This is a genomic window from Sphingomonas sp. SphC10 (assembly GCF_057004845.1).
Genome location: NZ_CM168044.1, coordinates 952,227 through 975,370, shown reverse-complemented (window position 1 = coordinate 975,370; position 23,144 = coordinate 952,227). Strand labels below are relative to the sequence as shown.

Below are 23,144 nucleotides of genomic sequence, written 5' to 3'. Positions count from 1 at the left end.
GCCTATGCCGCCGCGCCGCCGCCAGTCCGTCACCATCCGTCATGTCGCCGCCGATGCGGGCGTCTCGCTCCAGACCGTCAGCCGGGTCATCAACAAGGAACCCAATGTCCGCCCCGAGATGATGGAGCGGGTCCAGGCGTCGATCGCCAGGCTGGGCTATGTCCCCTCGATCGCGGCGCAGCGCATGGGGGGATCGCGATCCTATCTGATCGTCGCGCTCAACGACCGGGAACGCACCATCGCCGACTGGCGCAACCGGCAGGGCACCGACTGGGTCGACCAGATGATGCTGGGGGGCATGCTGACCTGCGCTGAGCATGGCTATCGCCTGATCGTCGAGCTGATAGATACGCATAGCGACCATATCGAGCGCGAGCTGCTGGCCGCGATCGCCGCGCTTCAACCCGATGGCGTGATCCTGACCCCGCCGCATTCCGAGAACCCGTTGATCACCGACTTGCTGGAGGCACAGGGGATCAGCTTTGCACGTATCGGATCGCTCAAGCCCGGCACTGGCTTTGCCCTGTCGCTGGACGATGAGGGCGCGGCACGACAGGCGACCGATCATCTGATCGGGCTGGGCCATCGCCGGATCGGCTTCATCGCCGGGCCGGACGAGTATGAACTCAGCGGCTGGCGGGTTGCGGGATGGCGTGCCAGCATGGCGGCGGCGGGGCTGGCTTGCGAGAGTCTGTTGGCGCAGGGCGATTTCAGCTTCGCCTCGGGGCGCGCCGCCGCCTCGGCACTGTTCGACGGCGATGTTGCCCCGAGCGCGATCATCGCCAGCAACGACCAGATGGCGCTGGCCACGCTGGAACTGGCCCGCGAACGGGGGTTTAGCGTACCGCGCGACCTGTCGCTGGTCAGTTTCGACGACACGCCGATCGTCCGCTTCGTCCATCCCCCGCTGACCGCCGTGGTCCAACCGATCGCCGCCGTCACTGCCCGCGCGGTCGAACTTATCATCGCCGAGCAGGCCGGGCAGGACATACCGAGCGTGCCGGTCGTCACCCCTGCCCAACTCGCCATCCGCGCCTCCACCGCTCCGCCAAGGGAGGACAAGCGCACCGACATGCGATAGGCGTGGTTTGAAAGACTTGGAGGTGACATGCGAATATTGGTCACAGGATTGGGCGACATTGCGCACAAGGCCTATCTGCCGATCCTGTCGGCCATGCCCGACCTCCAGTTGCACCTTGCCACCCGCAACGCGCAGGTGCTTGAGCAGGCCGGGCGTAGCTTTCGTGTTACCGGACTTCATTCCAGCCTGGATGAAGCGCTTCGCACCGAGAGCTTCGATGCCGCCTTCGTTCACGCCGCGACCGATGCGCATCCGGCGTTGGTAGAGACCCTGCTCGACCGGCGCATCCCGACCCTGGTCGACAAGCCGCTCGCCGACACGCTGGACGAGGTCGAGCGGCTGGTGGCACTGGCGCAGCGGCAAGAGACGCTGCTGACCATCGGCTTCAACCGCCGTTTCGCCCCCGGCCATATCGCGCTGAAAGCCTTGCAGGGCGACCTGATCGTCATGGAGAAGCACCGCCATCGACAGCCCGATGCGCCGCGGCGGGTGGTCTTCGACGACTTCATCCATGTCGTCGACACGCTGCTGTTCTTGGCCCCCGGCCCGGTCCTGCGCCGGACGATCGAGACGCATGTCGAACAGGGCCAGTTGCTTTCGGTCACGCTGATGCTGTCAGGCTACGGCTTTACCGCGATCGGGACCATGCACCGCAATAGTGGGCTGAACGAGGAGCGGCTCGACGTGATCGGCAACGGCCTTCGCCATTCCGTCCTCAACATGGCCGAGGAACGGCACATGGACGGCGGCGAATGGCATCGGCGCCGGGGCGACTGGACCACGGTGGGCAAGCAGCGCGGATTCGAGGCGATGTGCGCCGACTTTTTGTCCGCCGCCAGGGAGCGCCGCCCGACCGACGTCGATGGGATCCTGGCGACGCATCGACTGTGCGAGGCGATCACCCGTCACGCCGAGGGTCTCTGAACCCTTGTCACAGCTGCGTCCTATACCACTGTCCAGAAACGAAAATCCTGGTTTCGTCCGCGACATGGCTTTGCCGATGACGCGCGCCTTCAACCACCTGATCGCGGGCGAGCATTTTGCCCGGCGTTTCGGTCGCTGGCCGCTACCGGCAGATGCGCAGGACGCTCTTATCAACGACGTCATCTTCGCTCGCATGATCGACCCGGACTGGTCACCGCTGCACCGCGACTTTATCGACAAGGAAACGGCCAAGATCGAGGCCAGGCGCCTTTGCCCCGGCATCGCCGCCCCGGAAACGCTTCTGGTCATCCCCATCTCGGCGGTGGACTCGGTCGAACATCTGTTTCACCTGCTCGAGCCCTTTATCGGCACGGATGCCGTCGCCAAGCCGACCCATGCCAGCGGTGCCGTGACGTTCCTGCGTGATCTGAAACGGTCCACGGACTTGAACGCCCTCTACGACCTGTCCCTGCGGGACTATTCGACGCTGTTGCGGGAGATGCAATATGCCGGGCTGGAGCGAAAGATCATCGTCGAGGCGATGATCCCGACCCATGTGCCGGGGCCGCCCGACGATTATAAATTCCACTGTGTCCACGGCCAGCCGCTGCTCTGCCAGATCGACCATGGCCGCTTCGGGGCGTCATGGAGCCGCCTTTTCCACGTGCCCGACTTCACGCCGATGGACGAGCGCGATGGCCTGAGTGCTCCGACCAGCTTCTCCCCTGCCGATCGCGAGCGGCTGAACAGGATGATCGCCATGTCCGAGGCGCTGTCGGCGCCCTTCCCCTTCGTCCGTGTCGACCTGTATGATGGCGACGACGGCATCTATTTCGGCGAACTGACCTTCAGCCCCGCCGCCTCGCTGGGCATTGCCCCCTCGGCCGCCGGGGTTCATCGGCTGAACGCGACGCACCATATCTATAGTCGCATCCTGATGGACGCGCTGGCCGCCAAAGGGACGGATTAATCGGCGAGCTGCTTCGCCACCAGCGGCGCTACGCGATCGGCGATATGCGAGACACCGGTTGCATTGGGATGGACCCCGTCGCCCAGCATCAACTGCCGCTGCCCCAGCACACCCTGAAGGATGAAGGGGTCGAGCGCGGCCTTATGCTGCCGAGCAAGATCGGGCCATATCGCGTTGAACCTGTTGCCGAAATCCGGCCCCAGATTGGGCGGCGCCATCATGCCGGTCAGGATCACCGGAATGCCGCGACGGTCGAGCTCGTCCAGCATCGCCGCCATGTTCGCGCGCGTCTCGGCCGGATCGACCTGCCGCAGCACGTCATTGCCGCCAAGACCAAGCATCACCAGGTCGGGCTTGGTCTTCATCCGGTCGAGCGTATAGGCCAGCCGCCGCCGTCCGTCGGCGCTGGTATCGCCCGACACACCGGCATTCACCACCGTCGCATCGATACCCTGGCCGCGCAGCCGCGCCTGGATCGCATCGGGCAGGCTTTGCCCGCGCTGGAGACCGTAACCCGCATAAAGGCTGTCCCCGAAAGCCAGCACGACGCGCTTCGGCCCCGACACCGGCACGCTGGGCGACGTCGCGATAGCGGGCGCGGGCGTTGCCGTATTGGTCGCCGGCAATGGCTCATCGCTCCGGCTGTTGCAGGCCGACAGGAGTGCGGCGGCTTGGAGAAGCGCGGCCCCGGCCACATATGGCATCTTCATCATCTCTGGCTTGGAATCCCCGCAACTATGGTCGCAGGCAATATGGTCATCCGGGCCACGGATGTAAGGCTGACGCTGGGCGGGGCCGCGCCGGTCGAAATCCTGAAGGGCATCGACCTGGAGGTGGCGGATGGCGAAAGCCTGGCGCTGCTCGGTGCCTCGGGATCGGGCAAATCCTCGCTGATGGCGGTGCTGTCCGGGCTGGAGCGCGCGACCTCGGGACGTGTCGAAGTGGCGGGGACCGATTTCGGGGCGCTGGACGAGGACGGTCTGGCCATCGCACGGCGCGGCCGGATCGGCATCGTCCTTCAGGCCTTCCACCTTCTGCCTACGATGACCGCGCGCGAGAATGTCGCGGTGCCGATGGAGTTGGCCGGGGAAACCGACGCCTTCGCCCGTGCCGAAGCCGAACTGGCGGCGGTCGGGCTGGCGCATCGGCTCGACCATTATCCCGCCCAGCTATCGGGCGGCGAGCAGCAACGGGTCGCCATCGCCCGTGCGCTCGGCCCACGTCCCCGGATCGTCTTCGCCGACGAACCGACCGGCAATCTCGACGGCGCCACGGGCGTGCGCGTGATGGACCTGCTGTTCGATCGCCGCGCCGCGACCGGCGCGACCCTGGTCGTCATCACCCATGACCCTGCGCTCGCGCGACGCTGCGACCGGGTGGTCGAACTCGCCGATGGTCGGATCGTCGCGTGAGCAGTTGGGCGCTGGCCTGGAAGCTCGCCCGGCGCGAGCTGTCGGTCCGCTTCCGGGGACTGCGGCTGTTGTTGCTTTGCCTGTTCCTGGGCGTCGGCGCGCTGGCCGCGATCGGCAGCCTGGGCGATGCGATCGGCGGCGAACTGGCGGCGCGCGGGCGGGTGCTGCTGGGCGGCGATCTGGAATTCGCAGTGTCGCAACGCCGGGCCGATCCGCCCGAGCTGGCGGCGATGCAGGAGGCCGGGCGCGTCTCCGAGACCCAGCGAATGCAGTCGATGGCGGTCACGGCGAACGGAACGACCGCGCCCGTCCAGTTGAAGGCGGTCGACGCGGCCTACCCCCTCTACGGCCAATTGACCCTGACCGATGGGCAGGATGTACGAGCACCGAACGCCAAAACCGTGTGGATCGGTCGCGGACTGGCAGAGCGTCTGGCGATCAAGAAGGGCGACGTGCTTCGCTTCGGGACGGCCCCATTCCGCGTCGGCGGGATCATCGCGGACGAACCCGATCGGCTCGGCGAGGGCTTTACGCTGGGGCCAGTGGCCATCGTGTCGCGCGACGGGCTGGACCGCACCGGGCTGATCCAGCCCGGCAGCCTGTACGAGAGCAGATATCGGCTTGCCACGACCCATGATCCGTCGCGGATCGCCAAGGCGTTCGAGCGGCGCTTTGCGACCGCCGGATGGGAAACGCGGACCCGCGACCGGGCCTCGCCCGGGGCCAGCCGCTTCGTCGCGCGGATGGCCGAGTTCCTGACTTTGGTCGGACTGGCCGCGCTGGTCATTGCGGGGATCGGGGTCGGCAATGGCGTCAGTTCGTATCTGGAGGCGCGACGCTCGACGATTGCGATGCTGAAGGTGCTGGGCGCGACATCGGGGTTGGTGGCGAAGGTCTATCTGCTGCAACTGCTGGCGGTCGCCGGGGTCGGCATCCTGCTCGGCCTGATGGCGGGGATCGTCGCGGTGCCGCTGGTCGGGATCGCCGTCGGAGCCGTGTTGCCGGTATCGCCGGGGCTGACCATCGCGCCGGGGCCGCTGGCGCTGGCGGCGGCCTATGGCCTGCTGATCGCGCTGGCCTTTTGCGCGCGGCCGCTGGTCGCAGCGGGCAGGGTTCCGGCCGCTGCCCTGTTGCGCGGCGTTCTGGACTCGCGGTCCGGTGGGGGATGGCGGGGTAGCCTATGGGGTATGGCAGCGGGCCTTCCCGTCGTGGCGCTCGCCCTGTCGACGACCGAACGTCCGGGCTTTGCCGCCGCCTTTCTGGGCGCGACCGCCGGGACGCTGGGCATGCTGGTCGTGATCGGCGTGGCGGTTCGCGCCGTCTCGCGTCGCCTCCCCCGCCCGCGCCGCCCGTTGCCGCGACTGGCGCTCACCGCGCTCTATCGCCCCGGTTCGCGGACGGTATCGCTGGTCGTCGCCCTCGGCCTCGGCCTGACCCTGTTCGTGCTGCTCGCCAGCATCCGCACCAGCATCGATGGCAATATCCGCCGTTCGGTCCCGGCCCGGGCACCCGCCTTGTTCGCGCTCGACGTGCCGCCCGAGCGTGAAGCTGAATTCCGCAACACGGTCACCTCGGTCGCCCCCACGGCCCGCATCGCCACGGTCCCATTGATGCGCGGCACGATCACCGCCTATGGCACGACGCGGGTCGCCGACCTCAAGTCGATCCCCGACGGCGCATGGGCGCTGCGGGGCGAGCGCGGGCTGACCTTCGCCGCGACCCTGCCCCCCGGCAGCACGCTGACCGCCGGGCGGTGGTGGAACGGAGCGGAGCAACGCCAAAGCCTGGTGTCGATCGACGAACGACTGGCCAAGGCGCTGAACCTGCGCATCGGCGACCCGCTGACCGTCTCGGTCCTGGGGCTGGAGCGCACGGCGCGGATCGCATCATTCCGACGGATCGCCTGGGACACGCTGGGCTTCAACTTCGTGATGGTCTTCTCACCCGGGGCGCTACAGGACGTGCCGCACAATCTGGCGGCGACCATCGACATGCCCGCCGCGCAAGGCTCGGCCGTCACGCGTGCCTTGCTGCCCCGTTTTCCATCCACCTCGGTCGTCGAGGTCGGCGGAGTGCTGAAGCAGATCCAGGACGTCGTCGGGCAGATGGCGACCGCCATCACCGTCGCGGCCGGGATCGCGGTGCTGGCGGGGATCGCCGTGCTGCTCGGCGCGATCGCGGCGGCACGGGCGGCGCGGACCTATGATGCGGTCATGCTGAAGGTCCTGGGCGCGACACGGGCACAGATACTGGCGATGCAGGCGATCGAATATGCGCTGCTGGCGGCCATTGTCGGGCTGGTGGCGCTGGTGCTGGGCGCGGGCGGCGGGTGGTTCGTCGTCACCCGCATCTTTGAGTTCGAATGGCTTCCCGACTGGAGCGTCATCCTCGCCACGCTGACGACCGGCGCGGTGGTGACGGTGGGCATCGGCGTGGCCGGAACCCTGCCGGTGCTGCGGGCAAGGCCATCGGCGGCGCTCCGGGCGCTGTGAGGCCTACCAGCCCATGCTGCCCGGTCCGCCCTTGAACGGCCCCGCCAGATCCGCCGTGATCCAGCCGCCATAAAAGCCGCCCGGCTGCGGCCGGACCTGCTCGCCGTCGATCGTGCAATGGTCGAACGGCGCGGGGTAAAAGGCGAGATGATCGCGCAGGATCGCAAAGCCCGGCGTCGGGTTCGGATAGCTCCACGCGACATCGCGGAGCAGCGTGCCGCCCAGATCGACATGCCAGTAGATCGCCTCGCCCTTCCATTCGCAGAAGGATCGCCGATCCGACCGACGCAGCACGCGCTGGTCGATATCGGCGGGCGGCATATATCAGCTGGGCGGGTGGCTGGTTTCCAGCGTCCGGACGGCCGAGCGGGTATCGGCGATCACGATACCGCGATGCGCGATCCGGACATGGCGCGCGCTCGGCTCGGCGATGGCGGGGCGCGGATAGGTCCAGACGCTTTCCTGACCGGGGCCGACGGGATCGGGCTTGGGCTTCATCATGGCACGATAACGTGGTGCGACGCCTCCGGCTCCTCGACGGACGGATCGACCATGCCTCCCTATGGCGCGGCGGAATAGAGCGCGTGATGGGTCAGGATGAACAGCCGCCCCGGCTTTCCTCCCGCCTCTTCCTTGCCCAGCACCAGTTGCAGCGGCCGTTCGGGCACGTCGATCCGGCGCAACAGCGAGCCATCGGGATTGTAGACGAAGACTTGCCCGTTCGCGACATAGAGCCTGCCCGCCGCATCTCGGACCGCACTCTCGCCGCCGCGCTCGGCCAGCACCCGCAGATCAGTGACGCGCCCGCCCTCGCCGACCCGTCCGGCATAGGTCCGGTTCTCCGAGCCGTTGGTCAGCACCACCTCGCCCCCGAGCGGCGCGGGCGCAAAGCCATAGGCGTCGAGCGTGTCGGACCAGCGCCAGCCCTGATGATCGTCCGGCCCCTGGTTCCATACGCGAAAGGCGGGCAGCACCAGCGATCCGTCGGGCGACACATATTCCTGCGTCTTGGCCGCGCCCATCTTGGCGGCGAACATCTCGGCCATGGTCGGATAGCTGTAGCTTTTGGGGTCGATCCGGTCGGCAAATTCGCCATTTTCCCAGACATTGACCGGCAGCAGCGTCTGTGCGCCCGAATGCGCCCGGACGGGGGTCGGCGGGATCACGGTCACCGCCGCCGGAGCAGACGGGTCGATGCTGTACACACTGCCGTCGCGCCCGGCCGAAGACTGGACCAGCAGATGGCCGGACCGATCGACCGCCAGATTGACCGCATCCAGCGGGGCGTCGGCGACGATATTCAGCCCCTTCGCCTCCGACCAGCTATGGATACGCTGGAAGAAGCGATCGATGAAGTACAGCGTGCCCGTCGCATCGACCGCCGCCCCGGCGATCGAATAGAAACCGTCCGCCAGCTTGCTGACACCGGGCGACACCGGCACCGCCGACGCCATCGCCGCGCTGGCGGGAGCGGGCGGCACGTCGAGGCGGGCGAACTCCCGCTCGCGCACCTCCGTTTGGCGCGTCATATCCTTGATCGCATTCTCGAACGGATATTTGCTCGCGCGGAGAAAGGTGCCGCAGCCCTTGGCGTCGCAGCTGGCAAAGCCGCTCTCGGCATTCACATGGACGTTGCGGAAGCGGATATCGCCGGAGTCGTACAGCTTGACGGCCGCATCCATAGGCTTGGCGGTGCGGGTGACGCGATAGCCGTGGTAGTTGGCGAACAGGATGTTGCGGCTGTGCCGGAATTCGGTCGACACGGCGTTGACGCCGTCGCGCACCTCCTGCTCGGTCTGCGGGGCCAGGAATTCCCAATTGGCGACATGATCGAGCACGATCTCGGCCCGGTAATGATGCTCGGCCGACAGTTGATAGACATGCCCCGGCGTCGTCGTGTTCGAGACGTAGAACCCCGCCGAGGCCAGCGTATTGGGCGACCAGAGCGCATTGAACGTGCCGCCGCCGCCGTCCGTCACCCAGATGCTGGGATGTTGTCCGTCGAACCGCGCCCGCTGGTCGCCAAAGCCGATCGGGCTGCCCGGCGTCAGCACCGGACCGCCGCCGCCCTGGATCTTTACGTCATCGACCAGCGATGCCTCGCCCGCCTTCCATAGCAAGGCGGTGGCGCGCGGATTGACCCCGCCGGTCCATAGCCCCATGCCCGAGACGATCCCAGCGCCGCCCTTCGCACTTTCGATCAGCGCCTTGGCCGATCCTATCCCGCGATAGCCGGGGGCATCGTCCGCCAGATAGATATGCGTCAGGCTGGGGTGCAGCGCGATAAGCACCGTGTCGGGGCGCAGCCGCAGCGTATCGCTGACCCGGTAGCGCCCCATCGGCAGATAGAGGACGCGGTGCGTGTCGATCGCCCGCTGCAGCGCTAGGGTGTCGTCGGTGGTGTCGTCGCCCTTTACGCCCAGATCGCGGACATTCGCCCAGGCCGCGACCGGCGGCAGCGCGGGGATGGCAGGCTTGGCTCTCGCAGGCGTCCGGCCCAGCGGGCTGATCTTCACATCGGTCGCGAAGTCGCCCATCTGCCCCAGCTCGGGCACTTTCAGCCCATAGCCGAAATCGGCGACGCGGTAGCGCGGCCCCGCGCCCGCCACCACCCGCCCGCTGTCGCGAAATTTGGCAAAGACGGGCGTGGCGATGCCGATCGCATCGTCGAAACCGATCTGGGTAAAGACGCTCTTTTCCGAGGAGATGACGACGCCCGCATCGCGGACATTCTCGAACCGCACCTGCTTGCCCCAAAGCGAGTCCGAATAGCCCCGGTCGATCTCGATCCCGACCGGCGTGTCGCGGATGGCGACGTTGACCAGGGTCAGGTCGACCTCATGCTCCCGGATCGCCGCCCCGCGCTGGCCGATGAAGTCGCTGTCGATCAACGTGAACTGCCAGGCGGGCGAGGTCTTCTCGGTAACGATACCATATCGGCCGCCGAAAAAGCGCAGCTTCTGTGCGGCATTGCCGGCCTGATAAACACCGGCAAAGCCCGATCCGATATGAAAATCGACATGGCGGATATAGCCATGCTGCGCGACGCGAAACCGCACCCCGACCGCACCCGCATTGCCCTCTCCGATGCGGAAATCGACATTGGCGAGCGCGGAATAGAAGGTCGAGGAGGTGGCGTCGTACAGCGTCGGATCGAACGGCACCGTCGTCGGCACAGGCACCGGCGGCTTGCCCGATCGATACTGGTCGTCGCCTGCAAAGGTCATCATCGCGGCGATGCCCGAGCCGAAGCCCGGCGTCGCATCGGCCAACAGGATCTCGGGCCGGGTCGGACCGACCCCGAACAGGCGAACGCCCGAGCGCACGATGATCGTGCGGCTGATCCGATAACGGCCAGAGGGCAGGAAGACGATGCCGCCATGGCCGCCCTTGGCCGCTTCGTCGATGCCCTGCTGGATCGCGGCGCTGTCATCGGCGCGCCCGTCACCCACGCCCCGGATGGTGATCGCGCGCGGATCGGCGGGGGCGGTGCGATAGATGGAGGTCGAGGACCGGGCGGCAGCAGGGACCGCAATCAGGGGTGCAGCGGCCATCACCACCGCCGCGCTCAGCAGCCAGTTCGTCTTCATTGCCCTCTCCTCTTATCGGTGGGCTTCAGCGTAGCGGCACGGCGACCGGCGTCGCCAACCTGGATCAGGCGTGGAGGCTGAGCGCCTGCGCCGCGATCGCCACCTGTGTCCGGTTGCGCACGTTCAGCTTGCGCATCAGCGCGGTCATGTGCGCCTTCACCGTCGCCTCGGCGATGCCCAGATCGAACGCGATCTGCTTGTTGAGCATCCCCGAATGGACGCCGCGCAGCACCTTCATCTGGGTTGGGGTCAGCCGTGCGAGCGAGGGCGCTTCGGTACTTGCCCTCAGGGGTTGGCAGGCCGTCGGACGTGTCCCTTCCATCGTCATCCTCCACTATGCGGCCCGGCTGGGCCAAAGGCTGTCGGTCGTGTGCGCCGACATGATCCCGCGTCCTGCTCGATCCAATCTATGTGGATTCGGTTGGACAGGTTTTCATCATGCTCCCGCCGATTGCCCCGGATCAAGCCCTTTTCTATTGCCCGGACCCAAAAACCTGTCCTACAGGTTAGTGGTAAAGTCCGGCAGGCGAAAACGCCGCCAGGGACCAAGGAGGGGTGTCGATGCGCGATCCGCAAAGCTTGAACCACATCACGCGCTGGAACCAGATGACGTGCGGAGCCCGCCCGTGACCGGCGAGGATATCCGCCTGATCGCGTCCGCGCTGGCGGGCATCCTGCTCGCCGTCCTGATGATCGTGAAGGGGCGGCTGCATCCGTTCATCGGACTGCTGTGCGGCGCGTTCACGGTCGGGCTGCTCGCCGGGCTTCCGCTCGCCGACATCGCCAAGGCGGTGCAGAAAGGCGTGGGCGACATCGTCGGCGGGACCGGCCTGGTCGTGGCGCTCGGCCTGTCGCTGGGGGCGATGCTGCACCTGTCGGGCGCGGCAGCGGCTCTGGCGCAGAGCGCATTGCGGCTGACCGGCGCGCGGGCGGCGCCCTGGGCCACTTTGGGCATCGCGATCCTGATTGGCCTGCCACTGTTCTTCGAGACGGGCCTTGTCCTGTTGCTGCCCATCGTCGTGGCGGCGGCGGAGGCGATGAACACGCCCGATGGCGAAGCGCGCGATGCCGCCAAGCTGCGCCTCATCATGCCCGCGCTCGCCGGACTAGGCGTCGTCCATGCGCTGGTGCCCCCGCATCCCGGCCCGCTGCTGGCGGTCGAGGCGCTGGGGGCCAATCTGGGCCGGACGATGCTCTACGGCATCCTGATCGCCATTCCGACCGCGATCATCGCGGGGCCGGTGCTGGCGCGGATCGTCACGCCGGGTGTCCGCCTGGCGCCGCCCGTCTTGGGCGACCACCGGCTCGACATCGCGGTGCCGGGGCGCGGGGCTGCGTTGTTCATCGTGCTGCTGCCCGTGCTGCTGATCGCGACGGGTGAGTTGGGACAGCTTGCCACAGGCTTGAAGGGCGCCGCCTGGCTGGTCGCGGCGAGCAATCCGGTGATCGCGCTGCTCGTCACCAATCTGCTCGCCCTGCCCCTGTTGTTCGGACGGCGGCTGCGCGAGGCGAAGATCCAGGACGCGGTGTGGCATGAGACGATGGGCGCGGCGGGCGCGATCCTGCTGGCGATCGGCGCGGGCGGCGCGCTGAAGCAGGTGCTGGTCAGCGCAGGCCTGTCGGATCTGCTGGCCCGGCTGGTCACCATGTACGCCATCTCGCCGCTGCTGCTCGGTTGGCTGGTCGCGGTCGGTATCCGGCTGGCGGCGGGGTCCGCCACGGTCGCGACCATCACGGCGGTCGGCATCATGCCGGGCGTGGTCGCCGGGTCGGGCATCTCCCCCGAACTCGTCGTCCTCGCGATCGGCGCGGGCTCGGTGTTCTTCAGCCATGTCAACGATCCGGGCTTCTGGCTGGTCAAAAGCTATGTCGGCACCAGCACCGCCGACACGTTCAAAACCTGGTCGATGCTGGAGACGGTCATCTCCGTCGTCGGCCTCGCGCTGGTGATGGTCTTGAGCCATATCGTCTGAAGCGGGGGCGACGATGAACGAAGGGCGGCTGGCGGACCGGGCCTATACGGCGATCGTCCGCATCATCAATGACGAGGGGCTGGCCATCGGCGACCGCCTGCCCTCCGAGGCGAGGCTGGCCGAGACGTTCGGCATGTCGCGCACCATCGTGCGCGAGGCGCTGGCCCGGCTGGCGTCGGACGGGATTACCGAGGCGCGGCGGGGAGCGGGCTCCTATGTCAAGCGCCGCCCGTCCGAGCGGCTGGGCACCCATATGCCGATGGACGAGCTGGCCAAGACGCTGGGCACCTATGAGGTGCGGTTCGTCCTGGAGGCGGAGACCGCACGGCTGGCGGCACTGCGCCGGTCGAGCGAACAGATGGAGGCCATCGAGCAGGCGCTGGCCGCGCTACGGGCCGCGCTCCTGTCCGACGCGCCCGCGCATGATGAGGACTGGATGCTCCACCGGGCCATCGTCGAGGCGACGGGCAATTCGGCCTTCATCCCCGTCTTCGACCATCTGAAGGACGAGGTGATGCATATCCTGCGCGCCGGGGTCGACATCTCACGCTCGCGCCCGCCCGAGGTGATCGGCGCGATGATGGACGAGCATGACGCCATCGTCGAGGCCATCCGGGGCCGCGATCCCGACGGCGCGGCCCTGGCGATGCGCTGGCATTTGTCGCAGGGGCGCAAGCGGCTGATGCCGTGAGCGTCTCAGGCGCCCTTCACCCACCTGAGCGTCTGGGCGACCAGCGTTTCGGGCGGCAGTCCGGCATCCAGCCTCAACGCGCATTCGTCCGCCGTCGGCCGCTCCAGCGTCGCCAGCTGGCTGTCGAGCAGGCTGGGCGGCATATAATGGTCCTTGCGCCCGTTCATCCGCCTGGCAATCTCCTGGGCATCCGTGTCGAGGAAGACGAAGTACAGCGGCACGCCCGCCGCTGCCCGCAGACGCTCGCGATACACCCGGCGGAGCGCCGAACAGGCGGCGATGGCCGTGCCGCCGTTCCTCGCAGTCTTACCGATCGCCGCGCCGAGACGATCCAGCCAGGGCCAGCGATCCGCGTCGGTCAGGGCATGACCGGTGCGCATCTTCGCGACATTCTCGGCCGAGTGAAACGCATCGCCCTCCAGCACCGGGCAATCGAGCCGAGCGCCGAGCCGCTCGGACAGGGTGGTCTTGCCCGTGCCGCTGACGCCCATCACCACGATGCCATGGGCGCGTGCGCCTGTGCCGTTGCCGTCTTTCGCCTTCACCCGCACCCCTTGTCGTTAGCATCGGCACTGTCGGCCATGCCCGTTCGATCCTCGCTATCGCGCCTTGGACGAGAAAGGCCATTACGACCTTTGTCGCAGTCGTGCCGAAGCGTCGCCTTGCCTATCCCAATTGCCCTGCCCCCGATCCGTTCCGCCCGATGAGGATGACCGCCATGACGCGCCCGCTTTCCCTTGCCGTTCTGGCGCTGCTCGCCGGAACCGCTGCGTCGCCGGTTTGGGCCGGTCGCCCCGCCTCGGTCTTCACTCGCGCGCCCGCCGATCCCCGCGCGGTGACGGTGCAGGCGCGCGGTGACGGTCGGAGCGACGACGGCGCGGCGATCCAGCAGGCGATCGACCGGGTGGCGGGTCAGGGCGGCGGCGGGATCGTCTTCCTGCCCTCCGGCCGGTATCGGCTGACCCATACGCTCTACATGCGGCCGGGCGTCCGCCTGTTCGGCGTGGGCAAGACGCGCCCCGTCTTCGTCCTAGCCCCCGCGACCCCCGGGTTCCAGCAGGGCGTCGGGACCATGGTCTTCTTCACCGGCACGCTGCCCCCCGAAGCGGGCAAGGCCGCAGCGCCGGTCCCCGTGCCGCCGCCGACCAGCGTCCCCTTCGACAAGAGCATCACCGACGCCAATTCGGGCACCTTCTATTCGGCCATGGCCAATGTCGATTTCGAGATCGGGGCGGGCAATCCGGCCGCGACCGCCGTACGCTTCCACGCGGCACAGCACAGCTATCTGGCGCATATCGACTTTCGGTTGGGCGATGCGCTGGCGGGCATCTATCAGGTCGGCAATCTGGGGCAGGATTTGCACTTCCATGGCGGGCGCTACGGCATCCTGACCGAGAAGCCGTCTCCCGCCTGGTCCTACACGCTGATCGACTCCAGCTTCGACGGACAGCGCGACGCCGCCATCCGCGAGCATGAGGCGGGGCTGACCCTGGTCAACACGGTGATCCGCAACGTGCCCGTCGGGATCGAGATCGACCGGGGCTATGGCGACTGGTTCTGGGGCAAGAAGGTCCGGTTCAAGCGGGTGGCGCGAGCAGGCATCGTCATCAGCAACGAGGACAATGCCTATACGCAAATCGGCTTCCAGGACGCGACCGCGAGCGACATGCCGGTCTTCGCGCAGTTCCGCGACAGTGGGCGGACGATTACCGGCCCCGCCCGACGCTACCGGATGCGCGACTTTTCTTACGGTTTGGCAGTTCCGTCGCTCGGCCAGACGGGGCGCTATGCGACCAAGGCGGATGCGGTACCACTGTCCGCGTCGGTATCCCGCGAGGATCCCGCGATCCGCGCCCTTCCGCCGGTCGAACGCTGGACCAATGTCCGCGACCTCGGCGCCAAGGGCGACGACACGACCGACGACACCGCCGCGCTGCAACGGGCGATCGACACGCACCGCATCCTCTATTTCCCCGCCGGCTTCTACCGCGTCAGCGACACGCTACGCCTGCGCACCGACAGCGTGCTGATCGGCCTCCACCCCAGCCTGACCCAAATCGTCCTGACCGATGACAGCCCGGCCTTTCGGGGCGTCGGCAGCGCGAAGGGACTGATCGAGAGCGCCAAGGGGGGCGAGGCCATCGTCTCCGGCCTCGGCCTGGCCGCAGGCGGGCGCAATCCGCGGGCCACGGCGTTGCTCTGGCGCGCGGGCGAAGGTTCCTTGGTGGATGACGTCAAGTTCCAGGGTGGACACGGCACCTTCCGCACCGATGGCAGCCGCTTCGATCCCTATAATGCCGACCACACCGGCGATCCTGACCCGAAGCAGCGCTGGGACGGCCATTATCCCAGCCTGTGGGTGACGGACGGCGGTGGCGGTACGTTCAACGGGCTGTGGACGCCAGACACCTATGCCTCTGCCGGAATGCTGGTGTCGAACACCGAGACGCCCGGCCATGTCTATCAGATTTCCGCCGAGCATCATCGCCGCGCCGAGATCGTGCTCGACCGGGTCGCGCATTGGGAGTTCCTGGCCCCGCAGACCGAGGAGGAAGCGGGCGAAAGCCGCGATGCCGTCGCCTTCGAACTACGCAACGTGCGCGACGTGCTGTTCGCCAATCTCCACGCTTACCGCGTCACCCGCTCGCTCCAGCCCGCGAAGGCCGCGATCGCGCTGTATGGTCGGAACGACATCCGTTTCCGCAACGTCCATGTGAATGCCGAAAGCGGCTTTGCGACCTGTCAGGCGGATGGCTGCGGCACCTATTTGCGGGCGAGCAAATATCCTTACGAAAATGCGATCCGCGACATGACGCGCGGGGCGGAGGTGCGCGAGCGCGAGTTCGCGACGCTGGACGTCTCCCCCGCCGCCCTGCCCGCGCCCTCGCCCAGCCTGACGCCCGTCTGGCGGCTGGCGGACGGTTTCTACTCGCTCGGCGGCGGGGCAACCGATGCCAGCGGCAAGCTCTACTTCGTCGATCGCTATTTCCAGCGCATCCATGGCTGGAGCGAGGCGGAAGGCCTGTCGGTCGTGTCCGACGCGCCGCTCGACCCGGTGAACCTGGCGGTGGATGGCTCGGGCAAGCTGCTGGTCCTGTCGTCCGCAGGGCCTGCCGCGACGGTCTACAGCATTGATCCCAAGGCCCCTGCCGCCGTGACGCTCCTATCGCCGAACGCCGCGACACCGCCGGGCGCCCGGATCACCCTGCCCGGCAGCCTCTGGGTCAATGGCGAGTTCCGCGACCAGTACGACCCCGCCACCGACCGGTTCACCACCCTGACCGAGATGTTCGCTCGCGACATCGGCCAGCCCAAGCCGCTATCCTATGTCGCCCCCGATGGCAGCATCGCCCTGCCCGCCTTTCGCGTGTGGCAGCAGGGACCGACCGATCATCGCGGCTGGCGCTTTTCGGACACGCTGGACACCTATGGCCTGATTGCCGCGCGCCCCGGCACCCGGATCGCCATCGCCAACGGGTCGGAGGACCGGACCTATACCGGGCTGGTCGGTGCGGGCGGCGCCGTGACCGAGCTGAAACCCTTCGCCCAGCGCGGCGGCGAGAGCGTCGTCACGGGCGCGGACGGGCGGGTCTATGTCGCGAACGGACAGGTCTTCGTCTATGACGCGACAGGCACCGAACTCGGCCGGATCGACGTGCCCGAGCGCCCCTTGCAGCTGGTGTTCGGCGGCACCGACGGGCGGACGCTGTTCATCCTGACCCATCATGGGTTGTACGCCGCAAAGCCCTGACCAACCCACGATACCGACTATGGTCGTAGATGCCGCCCCTTCGTCCCTGCGGTAAAGCGGGCGGGAGACGGAGGGGCCAAAGATCACCGGCCACGCTCTGCGATTCGAGTGAGGGGATGGAGTGATGAGCATCGGCAACCGGCGCAGCCGCGCCTCGTGGAAATTCGGTAACGCTACCAGCGTTGCGGCCCTGGCATTGGCGCTGATCGCCAGCCCCGCACTGGCCGCACCGGCGCAGCAGACCCAGGCCCCTGATCCGGCGGCCGTTCCTGCCGATCCGCAGACGCCTTCGGCCAGCGAGCGCGATATCGTCGTCACCGGCACCCGCATCACCGCCAATGGCTATAACGCCCCCACGCCGACCACGGTCATCGGCGAGGAGCAGATCCAGGCCAACGCCCAGCCCAACATCTTCAACACCGTGGCCCAGCTGCCGTCCCTGCAAGGATCGACCGGCGCGACGACGGGCACCTTCAGCACGTCGAGCGGGCAGCAGGGCCTCAGCTCCTTTTCGCTACGTGGCCTCGGCACGATCCGCACCCTGACGCTGCTCGACGGGCAGCGGGTGGTCGGTGCGAACGTCACCGGCGTTCCCGATATCAGCCAGTTCCCGCAATTGCTGATCAAGCGGGTCGATGTCGTGACCGGCGGTGCCTCGGCCTCCTGGGGATCGGACGCGGTCGGCGGTGTCATCAACTTCATCACCGACACGCGCTTCACCGGGTTCAAGGGCAATCTCCAGACCGGGGTCACCACCTATGGCGATAACGGCCAGGTGCTGGCCCAGGCGGCGTTCGGCAAGGCGCTGGCGGGTGACCGACTTCACCTGATCGTCAGCGGCGAATATGCCAAGGACCAGGGCGTCGGGCCCGGCAATTTCGGCGAGGATCTGGCGGGCAGCCGCGACTGGTACCGCGCGTCGACGCTGGTCGATACCGGCATCCGCAACGGCAGCACGCCGCAATTCCTCTACCGCGACCATGGCCAGGCCTATCAATACACCAAATACGGCCTGATCAGCGCCGGGCCGCTCCAGGGCACGGCGTTCGACGCCAACGGCAATCCCTTCCCCTTTCAATACGGGTCGAACGGCGTTCCCGCCAAGAACGCCGCGGGCAACGTCGTCGGATGCTATGTCGGTTTCTGCGTCGGCGGCGACCAGTCGGGCCATGTCGGCTCGGGCACCTCGCTGCAATCCGCGCTGGAGCGGGTCAACGGCTATACCCGCATCGGCTATGACATCGCACCTGACATGGAACTGTATGTCACCGCCAATATCGCGCAGGTGAAGACCAGCAACCAGCCCAATCCCGGTGCCTCCAAGACCGGGCTGACCATCCAGTGTTCCAACCCCTATCTGCCCGCATCCATCCAGCAGCAATGCGCCGCCAACGGGATCACCCAGTTCAGCTATGGGTTGAGCAACGCGATCCTGCCGAACATCAAGGTCAACACCGATCGCCGCCAGTATCGCTTCGTCGGCGGCCTGAAGGGCAAGGCGGAGGTGTTCGGCGGCAGCTGGACCTATGACGTCTATTATGAGCATGGCATCAACGTCACCGACATCGATGTCGACAATATCAGCCTGACCGGACGCTATAATCAGGCGATCAACGCGACGACGCTGAACGGCCAGATCGTCTGCGCCGATGCGGCCGCCCGGGCCAGCGGTTGCCAGCCGATCAACATCTTCGGCGGCGCGACGCCCTCGGCCGCCGCGCTGGCCTATATCGTTCCCGTCAACGGTCCGTTCCAGCATACCCGCCAGACCCAGGATGCCGCGGCGGGCAGCATCTCGGGCAATCTGATCGACCTGTGGGCCGGGCCGCTGTCGATCGCGACCGGCGTCGAGTATCGGCGCGAGGCGTATCGGGTGAACGCGGATCCTTATGGCGCCGGCGTCTCGGCGATCAGCCCCAATTCGGCCGCCTATCCTGCCGACCCGTTCCTGAATTCGGCGACCGGCAGCAACTGGTATGCGGGCAATTACAAGAACGGCTCGGGCAAATATGACGTGTATGAGAGCTTCCTGGAGCTCAACCTGCCGCTGATCAATTCGGAGAGCCTGGGCCGCGCCAATCTGAGCGCGGCGGGTCGTGCCACCCATTATTCGACCTCGGGCGCGGTCTATGCCTGGAAGCTGGGCGGCACCTGGGACACGCCGCTCGACGGCTTCCGCCTGCGCGCCGTCACCTCGCGCGACGTGCGGGCGCCGAACCTGTCCGAGCTGTTCGCGGCCCCCACGACGACGACGGTGCCGAACTTCACCGATCCGTTCCGCAATACCCAGGTACTGATCATCCAGAACTCGCTGGGCAATCCCAATCTGCGCCCCGAAATCGCGCGCAGCACCGAGGCGGGCGTGGTCCTGTCGCGGCCGAGCTGGGCACCGGGGCTCAGCCTGTCCTTCGACTATTACACGATCAAGGTGAACGACGTCGTCTCCAGCCTGTCGGCCGCGCAGATCGTCAACCTGTGCTTCCAGGGCAATACCGAGACGTGCGGCGCCTTCAACCTTCAGAACACGGCCGGGCCTAATTTCGTCAACGTCCAGGCGTTCAACCTCGCCTCGATCAAGACCAGCGGCTTCGATATCGAGGGCAGCTATCAGTGGCGCAACCCGATGGGGCTGAACGGCAATCTGACGCTGCGCGCGCTCGCCACCCATGTCATCAAGTTCGTGACCGACCCCGGCCTGCCCGGCACGATCCCGATCGACAGCGCGGGCGCCAATTCGGGTGCGACGCCGAGCTGGAAGTGGCTGGCGATCCAGAGCTACGACACCGACAAATTCAGCCTGCTGGTCCAGGAACGCTGGTTCAGCGACGGCGTGTTCGGCAACCAATATGTCGTCTGCTCGACCAGCTGCCCGGTCTCGACCGGCAACAACCCGACGATCGACCGCAACTTCATGAAGGGCGCCTTCTATGTCGATATCGGCGGCTCGTTGAACGTCACGCCGGCGGTCAGCATGTTCTTCAAGGTCGACAATCTGCTCGACCGCGACCCCGAGCCGTCGCCGCAGACCAATACCGGCCTGGACGTCAATCCGGCGCTGTACGACACGCTGGGTCGCTCCTACCGGATCGGCCTGCGCGCCAAATTCTGAAATGGACAAGGGGTGGATTTCGGCCTCCCGAACTCCACCCCTTTCCGGTTCGGCTATCAAAGCTTCAGGCTGATACCCGCGAAGAAGGTCCGGCCGAGTGCGTCATAGACGTTCGGGAAGGTATTGCCCGAATTGGCCCCGCTGCTGCCCGCCGAGCCGCCGACGATCGGCGGATTGATGTTGAACAGGTTGCTGACGCCGACGCGGAACGTGTACTGCTTGTTCACGTCGAAGCTGATGTTCGTGTCGATATAGGAATAGGACGGAATGCGGTTGGCCAGGATCGGCGTGCCCGCATCCGCGCTGACCGGCCCGACATAACGCCACCGCCCCTGGATCGCGATCCCGTTCAGGTCGAGCACGGCCGAGGCCTGATGCTTCCAGCGCGGGATCGGGTTGATCGAGACCGCCGCACAGCTGTTGCCGAACTTGCCCGCGCAGTTGATCGGGGTCGCCTGCGCGCCCAGATTGAAGGTGTAGCTGTCGACATAGGTGCCCGCCATGTTCAGCGTCAGGCTGTTGCCGTCACCCGGCAGGGTGAAGCGATAATCCGCCGATACGTCAATGCCGCTGGTCTTGAGCGTGGCGACGTTGATCAACTGCTCCGTCACGCCCGGGAACTGGCCGTTCGCATTGGGCGAGCCCGATAGCTGGCCGGAGATATTGTTCCGTACGATCAGCGAGCAATAGGCCGAGATATTGTTGTTGAAACACTGGTTCACGATGTCCTGCGAACCATCGGACGCGATATAGTTGTTCACCTTCATCCGGTAATAGTCGACGGTGACGTTCAGGCCGGGCAGGAAGCGCGGCGAGAACACCGCGCCCGCCGTCAGTGTGTTGGCGGTTTCCGGGCGCAGCGCGGGATTGCCGCCCGCGTTGATGTTCGTCTGGTTCGCGGTCACGTCCTGAATGACGCCTGAGTTGACCAGCGTGGCGGGAGCCCCCTGGGAGATACATTTGGCGGCCAGCGTTGCATTGCCCTGTGGACGACCATTGGCGCAGGGGTCGGTGGCCAGGACATCGGTGCCCGCCTGGGTGATCGGGCTGTTCAGCTCGGCAATGTTGGGATCGCGGGTCGCCCGGTTGAAGATCGCCCGGAAGCGCACGCCCTCGACCGGGCTCCAGTCGCCGCCCAGCTTGTAGGTCACGGCGTCCAGCTTATTGCGACCGGCGACCGTGTTGTTGGTGTAGGAGGAATAGCGGACGCCGCCTTCGAAGTTCAGCGCGCGGACGAAGGGCCGGTCGGTGACCAGCGGCATCTGCAACTCACCGTAAACTTCCTTGACTTCGAAGGACGCATTCGGAACCGCCGTGCCCTGCCCGTAATAGATCAAATTGCCCGAGCCGTAATTGGCGTCGACCGACTGGCTGCCCGTCTCCCGGCGATACTCCGCGCCCAGCGCAACCGCCGCGGGCTTGTCGGCCAGCGGGCTTTGCAGGAAGTTCAGGTCGCCCGACAGGCTGCCGCCGGTGACGAACTGGGTATAGCGATTGTCCTGCGCGCCGTTGGCGGTGATGAACGACAGCGCCGCCGCCGAAATCGGCTGAGACGTGAACAGGTTGACCGGGACGCAGCCATTGGCGGGATTGACGCAGACGGGGGTACCGTTCGCGCCGACCGTCGCATTGATGGCCTGGGCGGTCTTGTTATAGTCGAGGTCGTTCAGCAGCGCCTCATGCCGCTTGGCCAGGCCATATTGCGCGAACACATCGTAATGGAAGCTGTCGGCGAAATCGCCACGCAGGCCCACAATGCCGAAATAGGTATCGTTCGTGAATTCCTGGATGCGGCCGCCCGTCTCCGTCACGCGGCGACGGATGCCGACATTGGCGGTGCCGTCGGCATTCAGGTTCTTCGGATCGCCGAAGATCAATGCGGAATTGGCCGCGTTGAGGAACGGGTTGTTGGGCGAAATGGTGAAGTTGAACCCGGCGGTTGCGGTCGGTGCCAGGATCGCAGTCACGTCGCTGCGCGTATAGCTGCCACGTGCATAGAGCTCGGCCGCGTCGGAGAATTTGTAGCTGGCCAGCGCCGTCGCATTGTACCGCTCCAACGGGACTTGCAGATAATTGGCCGGGTTGAAGTTGTACGGCTTGTAATAGGGCACGAAATTGTCCGTGCCGCCCGCCTGGCTGCCGTCGTTGACCTGGTATCGGCCGGAGTTGATGTCGATGACGGTCGGCGTCGCGTTGCTCGACCCGCTGGGCTTCAGGTTGGCGTCGAGATTCTGCGCCGAATAGGCCCGCGCCGACTGATAGACGCCGTCCCGCTTCGTGTACTGACCCGCGATGACGATATGCCCGGCATCGTCGTTGCCGAACTTCACGCCCGCCGCCAGGCCCGCATTATACTGGGCGGCGTCACCATGCCCGGTGACCTGCGAGCTGGCATCGGCACGCACGCCCTCCAGCTTGTCGTCGAGCACGAAGTTGACCACACCCGAAATGGCATCGGCACCGTAGACCGCCGAGGCGCCGCCGGTCAGAACGTCGACGCGCTTGATCAGGACGGTCGGGATCGCGTTGATGTCGACCGCGCCGCCAATGTCCGACGGCACCATGCGGCGGCCGTTCACGAGCACCAGCGTTCGCTGCGATCCCAGGCCGCGCAGATCGACCGTCGCGGTGCCGCCATTGCCGTTGTTCGTCGTGCTGCTCGCGGCGGGCACGAACTGCGGCGAGGACGAGAGATAGGACTCGGCGGTGACCGTGTTGGTCGCCTTCAGCTCACCCGCGCTGATCGTGGCGACGGGGCTGCTGCTCTGGAGGTCGGGTCGCTGGATGCGCGATCCGGTGACGACGATATCGCCGGTCGGCGCCGGGGTGGTGGTCGCTGTAGTGGTGTCCGTCGCCGCACCCTGCACGGCCTGAGCCGACGCCGCCGTCGCGAAACCCGCCATGCCGAGGCCCAGGCCAACCAGCGTCAGGCTTTGAAGGGCGGTCCCGATATGCAACCGGCGACGGGTGGGCGTGGAATTCTGGGTCATGACGCGTCCTCATTCTGCCGAGGATCCGGGCCATCCGATCCTCCAGCGAAAAAATGCCGCCCCCTGCCCCATCACGAGGCCCGGAAGCGTGGCGTCATAAAATCGACACAGAGAAACGCTGTAAATTTACGGAAATGTCATGTTGATCTATTTGGCCGAAT

General features: G+C 66.7%; 14 protein-coding genes and 1 pseudogene. 9 read left to right on the top strand and 6 right to left on the bottom strand.

What is annotated here, in order from left to right:
- The first annotated feature begins 4 nt into the window (after nucleotides 1-4).
- The 3 genes from ACWKSV_RS04280 (at nucleotide 5) to ACWKSV_RS04270 (ending at nucleotide 2,975) form a co-directional block, all read left to right on the top strand.
- The gene (locus ACWKSV_RS04280) at nucleotides 5-1,081 is read left to right on the top strand and encodes a LacI family DNA-binding transcriptional regulator (RefSeq protein WP_191864521.1); all 1,077 of its coding nucleotides are present in this window, start codon (nucleotides 5-7) and stop codon (nucleotides 1,079-1,081) included.
- A 27-nt stretch (nucleotides 1,082-1,108) separates the two neighbouring features.
- Nucleotides 1,109-2,005: a Gfo/Idh/MocA family protein gene (locus ACWKSV_RS04275; RefSeq protein ID WP_076716107.1), complete on the top strand. Its 897-nt coding sequence runs from the start codon at nucleotides 1,109-1,111 to the stop codon at nucleotides 2,003-2,005.
- A gap of 64 nt (nucleotides 2,006-2,069) precedes the next feature.
- Nucleotides 2,070-2,975 (top strand): ATP-grasp fold amidoligase family protein, encoded by a 906-nt coding sequence (locus tag ACWKSV_RS04270; RefSeq protein WP_172839658.1) that lies wholly within the window; start codon nucleotides 2,070-2,072, stop codon nucleotides 2,973-2,975.
- On the opposite strand, the gene ACWKSV_RS04265 is transcribed toward ACWKSV_RS04270, so the two are convergent.
- Complete coding sequence (locus ACWKSV_RS04265; RefSeq protein WP_076716104.1) at nucleotides 2,972-3,688, bottom strand: arylesterase; 717 nt, start codon at nucleotides 3,686-3,688, stop codon at nucleotides 2,972-2,974. The genes ACWKSV_RS04270 and ACWKSV_RS04265 overlap by 4 nt on opposite strands.
- 24 nt (nucleotides 3,689-3,712) lie before the next feature.
- Between ACWKSV_RS04265 and ACWKSV_RS04260 the strand changes: the two genes are divergently transcribed.
- Nucleotides 3,713-4,387: an ABC transporter ATP-binding protein gene (locus ACWKSV_RS04260; RefSeq protein WP_076716102.1), complete on the top strand. Its 675-nt coding sequence runs from the start codon at nucleotides 3,713-3,715 to the stop codon at nucleotides 4,385-4,387.
- Nucleotides 4,384-6,879 (top strand): ABC transporter permease, encoded by a 2,496-nt coding sequence (locus ACWKSV_RS04255; protein WP_076716101.1) that lies wholly within the window; start codon nucleotides 4,384-4,386, stop codon nucleotides 6,877-6,879. The genes ACWKSV_RS04260 and ACWKSV_RS04255 overlap by 4 nt, the downstream gene beginning before the upstream one ends.
- A gap of 3 nt (nucleotides 6,880-6,882) precedes the next feature.
- On the opposite strand, the pseudogene ACWKSV_RS04250 reads toward ACWKSV_RS04255, so the two are convergent.
- From ACWKSV_RS04250 to ACWKSV_RS04240, 3 genes and pseudogenes are all read right to left on the bottom strand, one after another.
- Nucleotides 6,883-7,377 (bottom strand): annotated as a pseudogene (locus tag ACWKSV_RS04250) (DUF427 domain-containing protein).
- Nucleotides 7,378-7,439: 62 nt separating this feature from the next.
- A complete protein-coding gene (locus tag ACWKSV_RS04245) occupies nucleotides 7,440-10,469 on the bottom strand; it encodes a glycosyl hydrolase family 28-related protein (RefSeq protein ID WP_443026363.1) in 3,030 nt (1,009 codons plus the stop codon).
- A 64-nt stretch (nucleotides 10,470-10,533) separates the two neighbouring features.
- Nucleotides 10,534-10,707, bottom strand: a complete 174-nt coding sequence (locus ACWKSV_RS04240) for a helix-turn-helix domain-containing protein (RefSeq protein ID WP_237243347.1) — start codon at nucleotides 10,705-10,707, stop codon at nucleotides 10,534-10,536.
- A 388-nt stretch (nucleotides 10,708-11,095) separates the two neighbouring features.
- On the opposite strand from ACWKSV_RS04240, the gene ACWKSV_RS04235 reads away from it, so the two are divergent.
- On the top strand, nucleotides 11,096-12,442 hold the full coding sequence (locus ACWKSV_RS04235; protein ID WP_076716099.1) for a GntT/GntP/DsdX family permease: 1,347 nt from the start codon (nucleotides 11,096-11,098) through the stop codon (nucleotides 12,440-12,442).
- 13 nt (nucleotides 12,443-12,455) lie between these two features.
- Complete coding sequence (locus ACWKSV_RS04230; RefSeq protein ID WP_076716097.1) at nucleotides 12,456-13,133, top strand: FadR/GntR family transcriptional regulator; 678 nt, start codon at nucleotides 12,456-12,458, stop codon at nucleotides 13,131-13,133.
- Nucleotides 13,134-13,138: 5 nt separating this feature from the next.
- Here the strand turns inward: ACWKSV_RS04230 and ACWKSV_RS04225 are convergent, their stop codons facing one another.
- Nucleotides 13,139-13,678 (bottom strand): gluconokinase, encoded by a 540-nt coding sequence (locus ACWKSV_RS04225; protein WP_330218786.1) that lies wholly within the window; start codon nucleotides 13,676-13,678, stop codon nucleotides 13,139-13,141.
- A 164-nt stretch (nucleotides 13,679-13,842) separates the two neighbouring features.
- Here ACWKSV_RS04225 and ACWKSV_RS04220 point away from each other — a divergent pair, with 164 nt between their 5' ends.
- On the top strand, nucleotides 13,843-16,884 hold the full coding sequence (locus ACWKSV_RS04220; protein ID WP_076716096.1) for a glycosyl hydrolase family 28-related protein: 3,042 nt from the start codon (nucleotides 13,843-13,845) through the stop codon (nucleotides 16,882-16,884).
- A gap of 124 nt (nucleotides 16,885-17,008) precedes the next feature.
- A complete protein-coding gene (locus ACWKSV_RS04215; protein WP_076716094.1) occupies nucleotides 17,009-19,993 on the top strand; it encodes a TonB-dependent receptor plug domain-containing protein in 2,985 nt (994 codons plus the stop codon).
- Between the two features lie 56 nt (nucleotides 19,994-20,049).
- Here ACWKSV_RS04215 and ACWKSV_RS04210 read toward each other — a convergent pair whose 3' ends face one another.
- A complete protein-coding gene (locus ACWKSV_RS04210; RefSeq protein WP_083706648.1) occupies nucleotides 20,050-22,983 on the bottom strand; it encodes a TonB-dependent receptor domain-containing protein in 2,934 nt (977 codons plus the stop codon).
- Nucleotides 22,984-23,144: the final 161 nt, after the last annotated feature.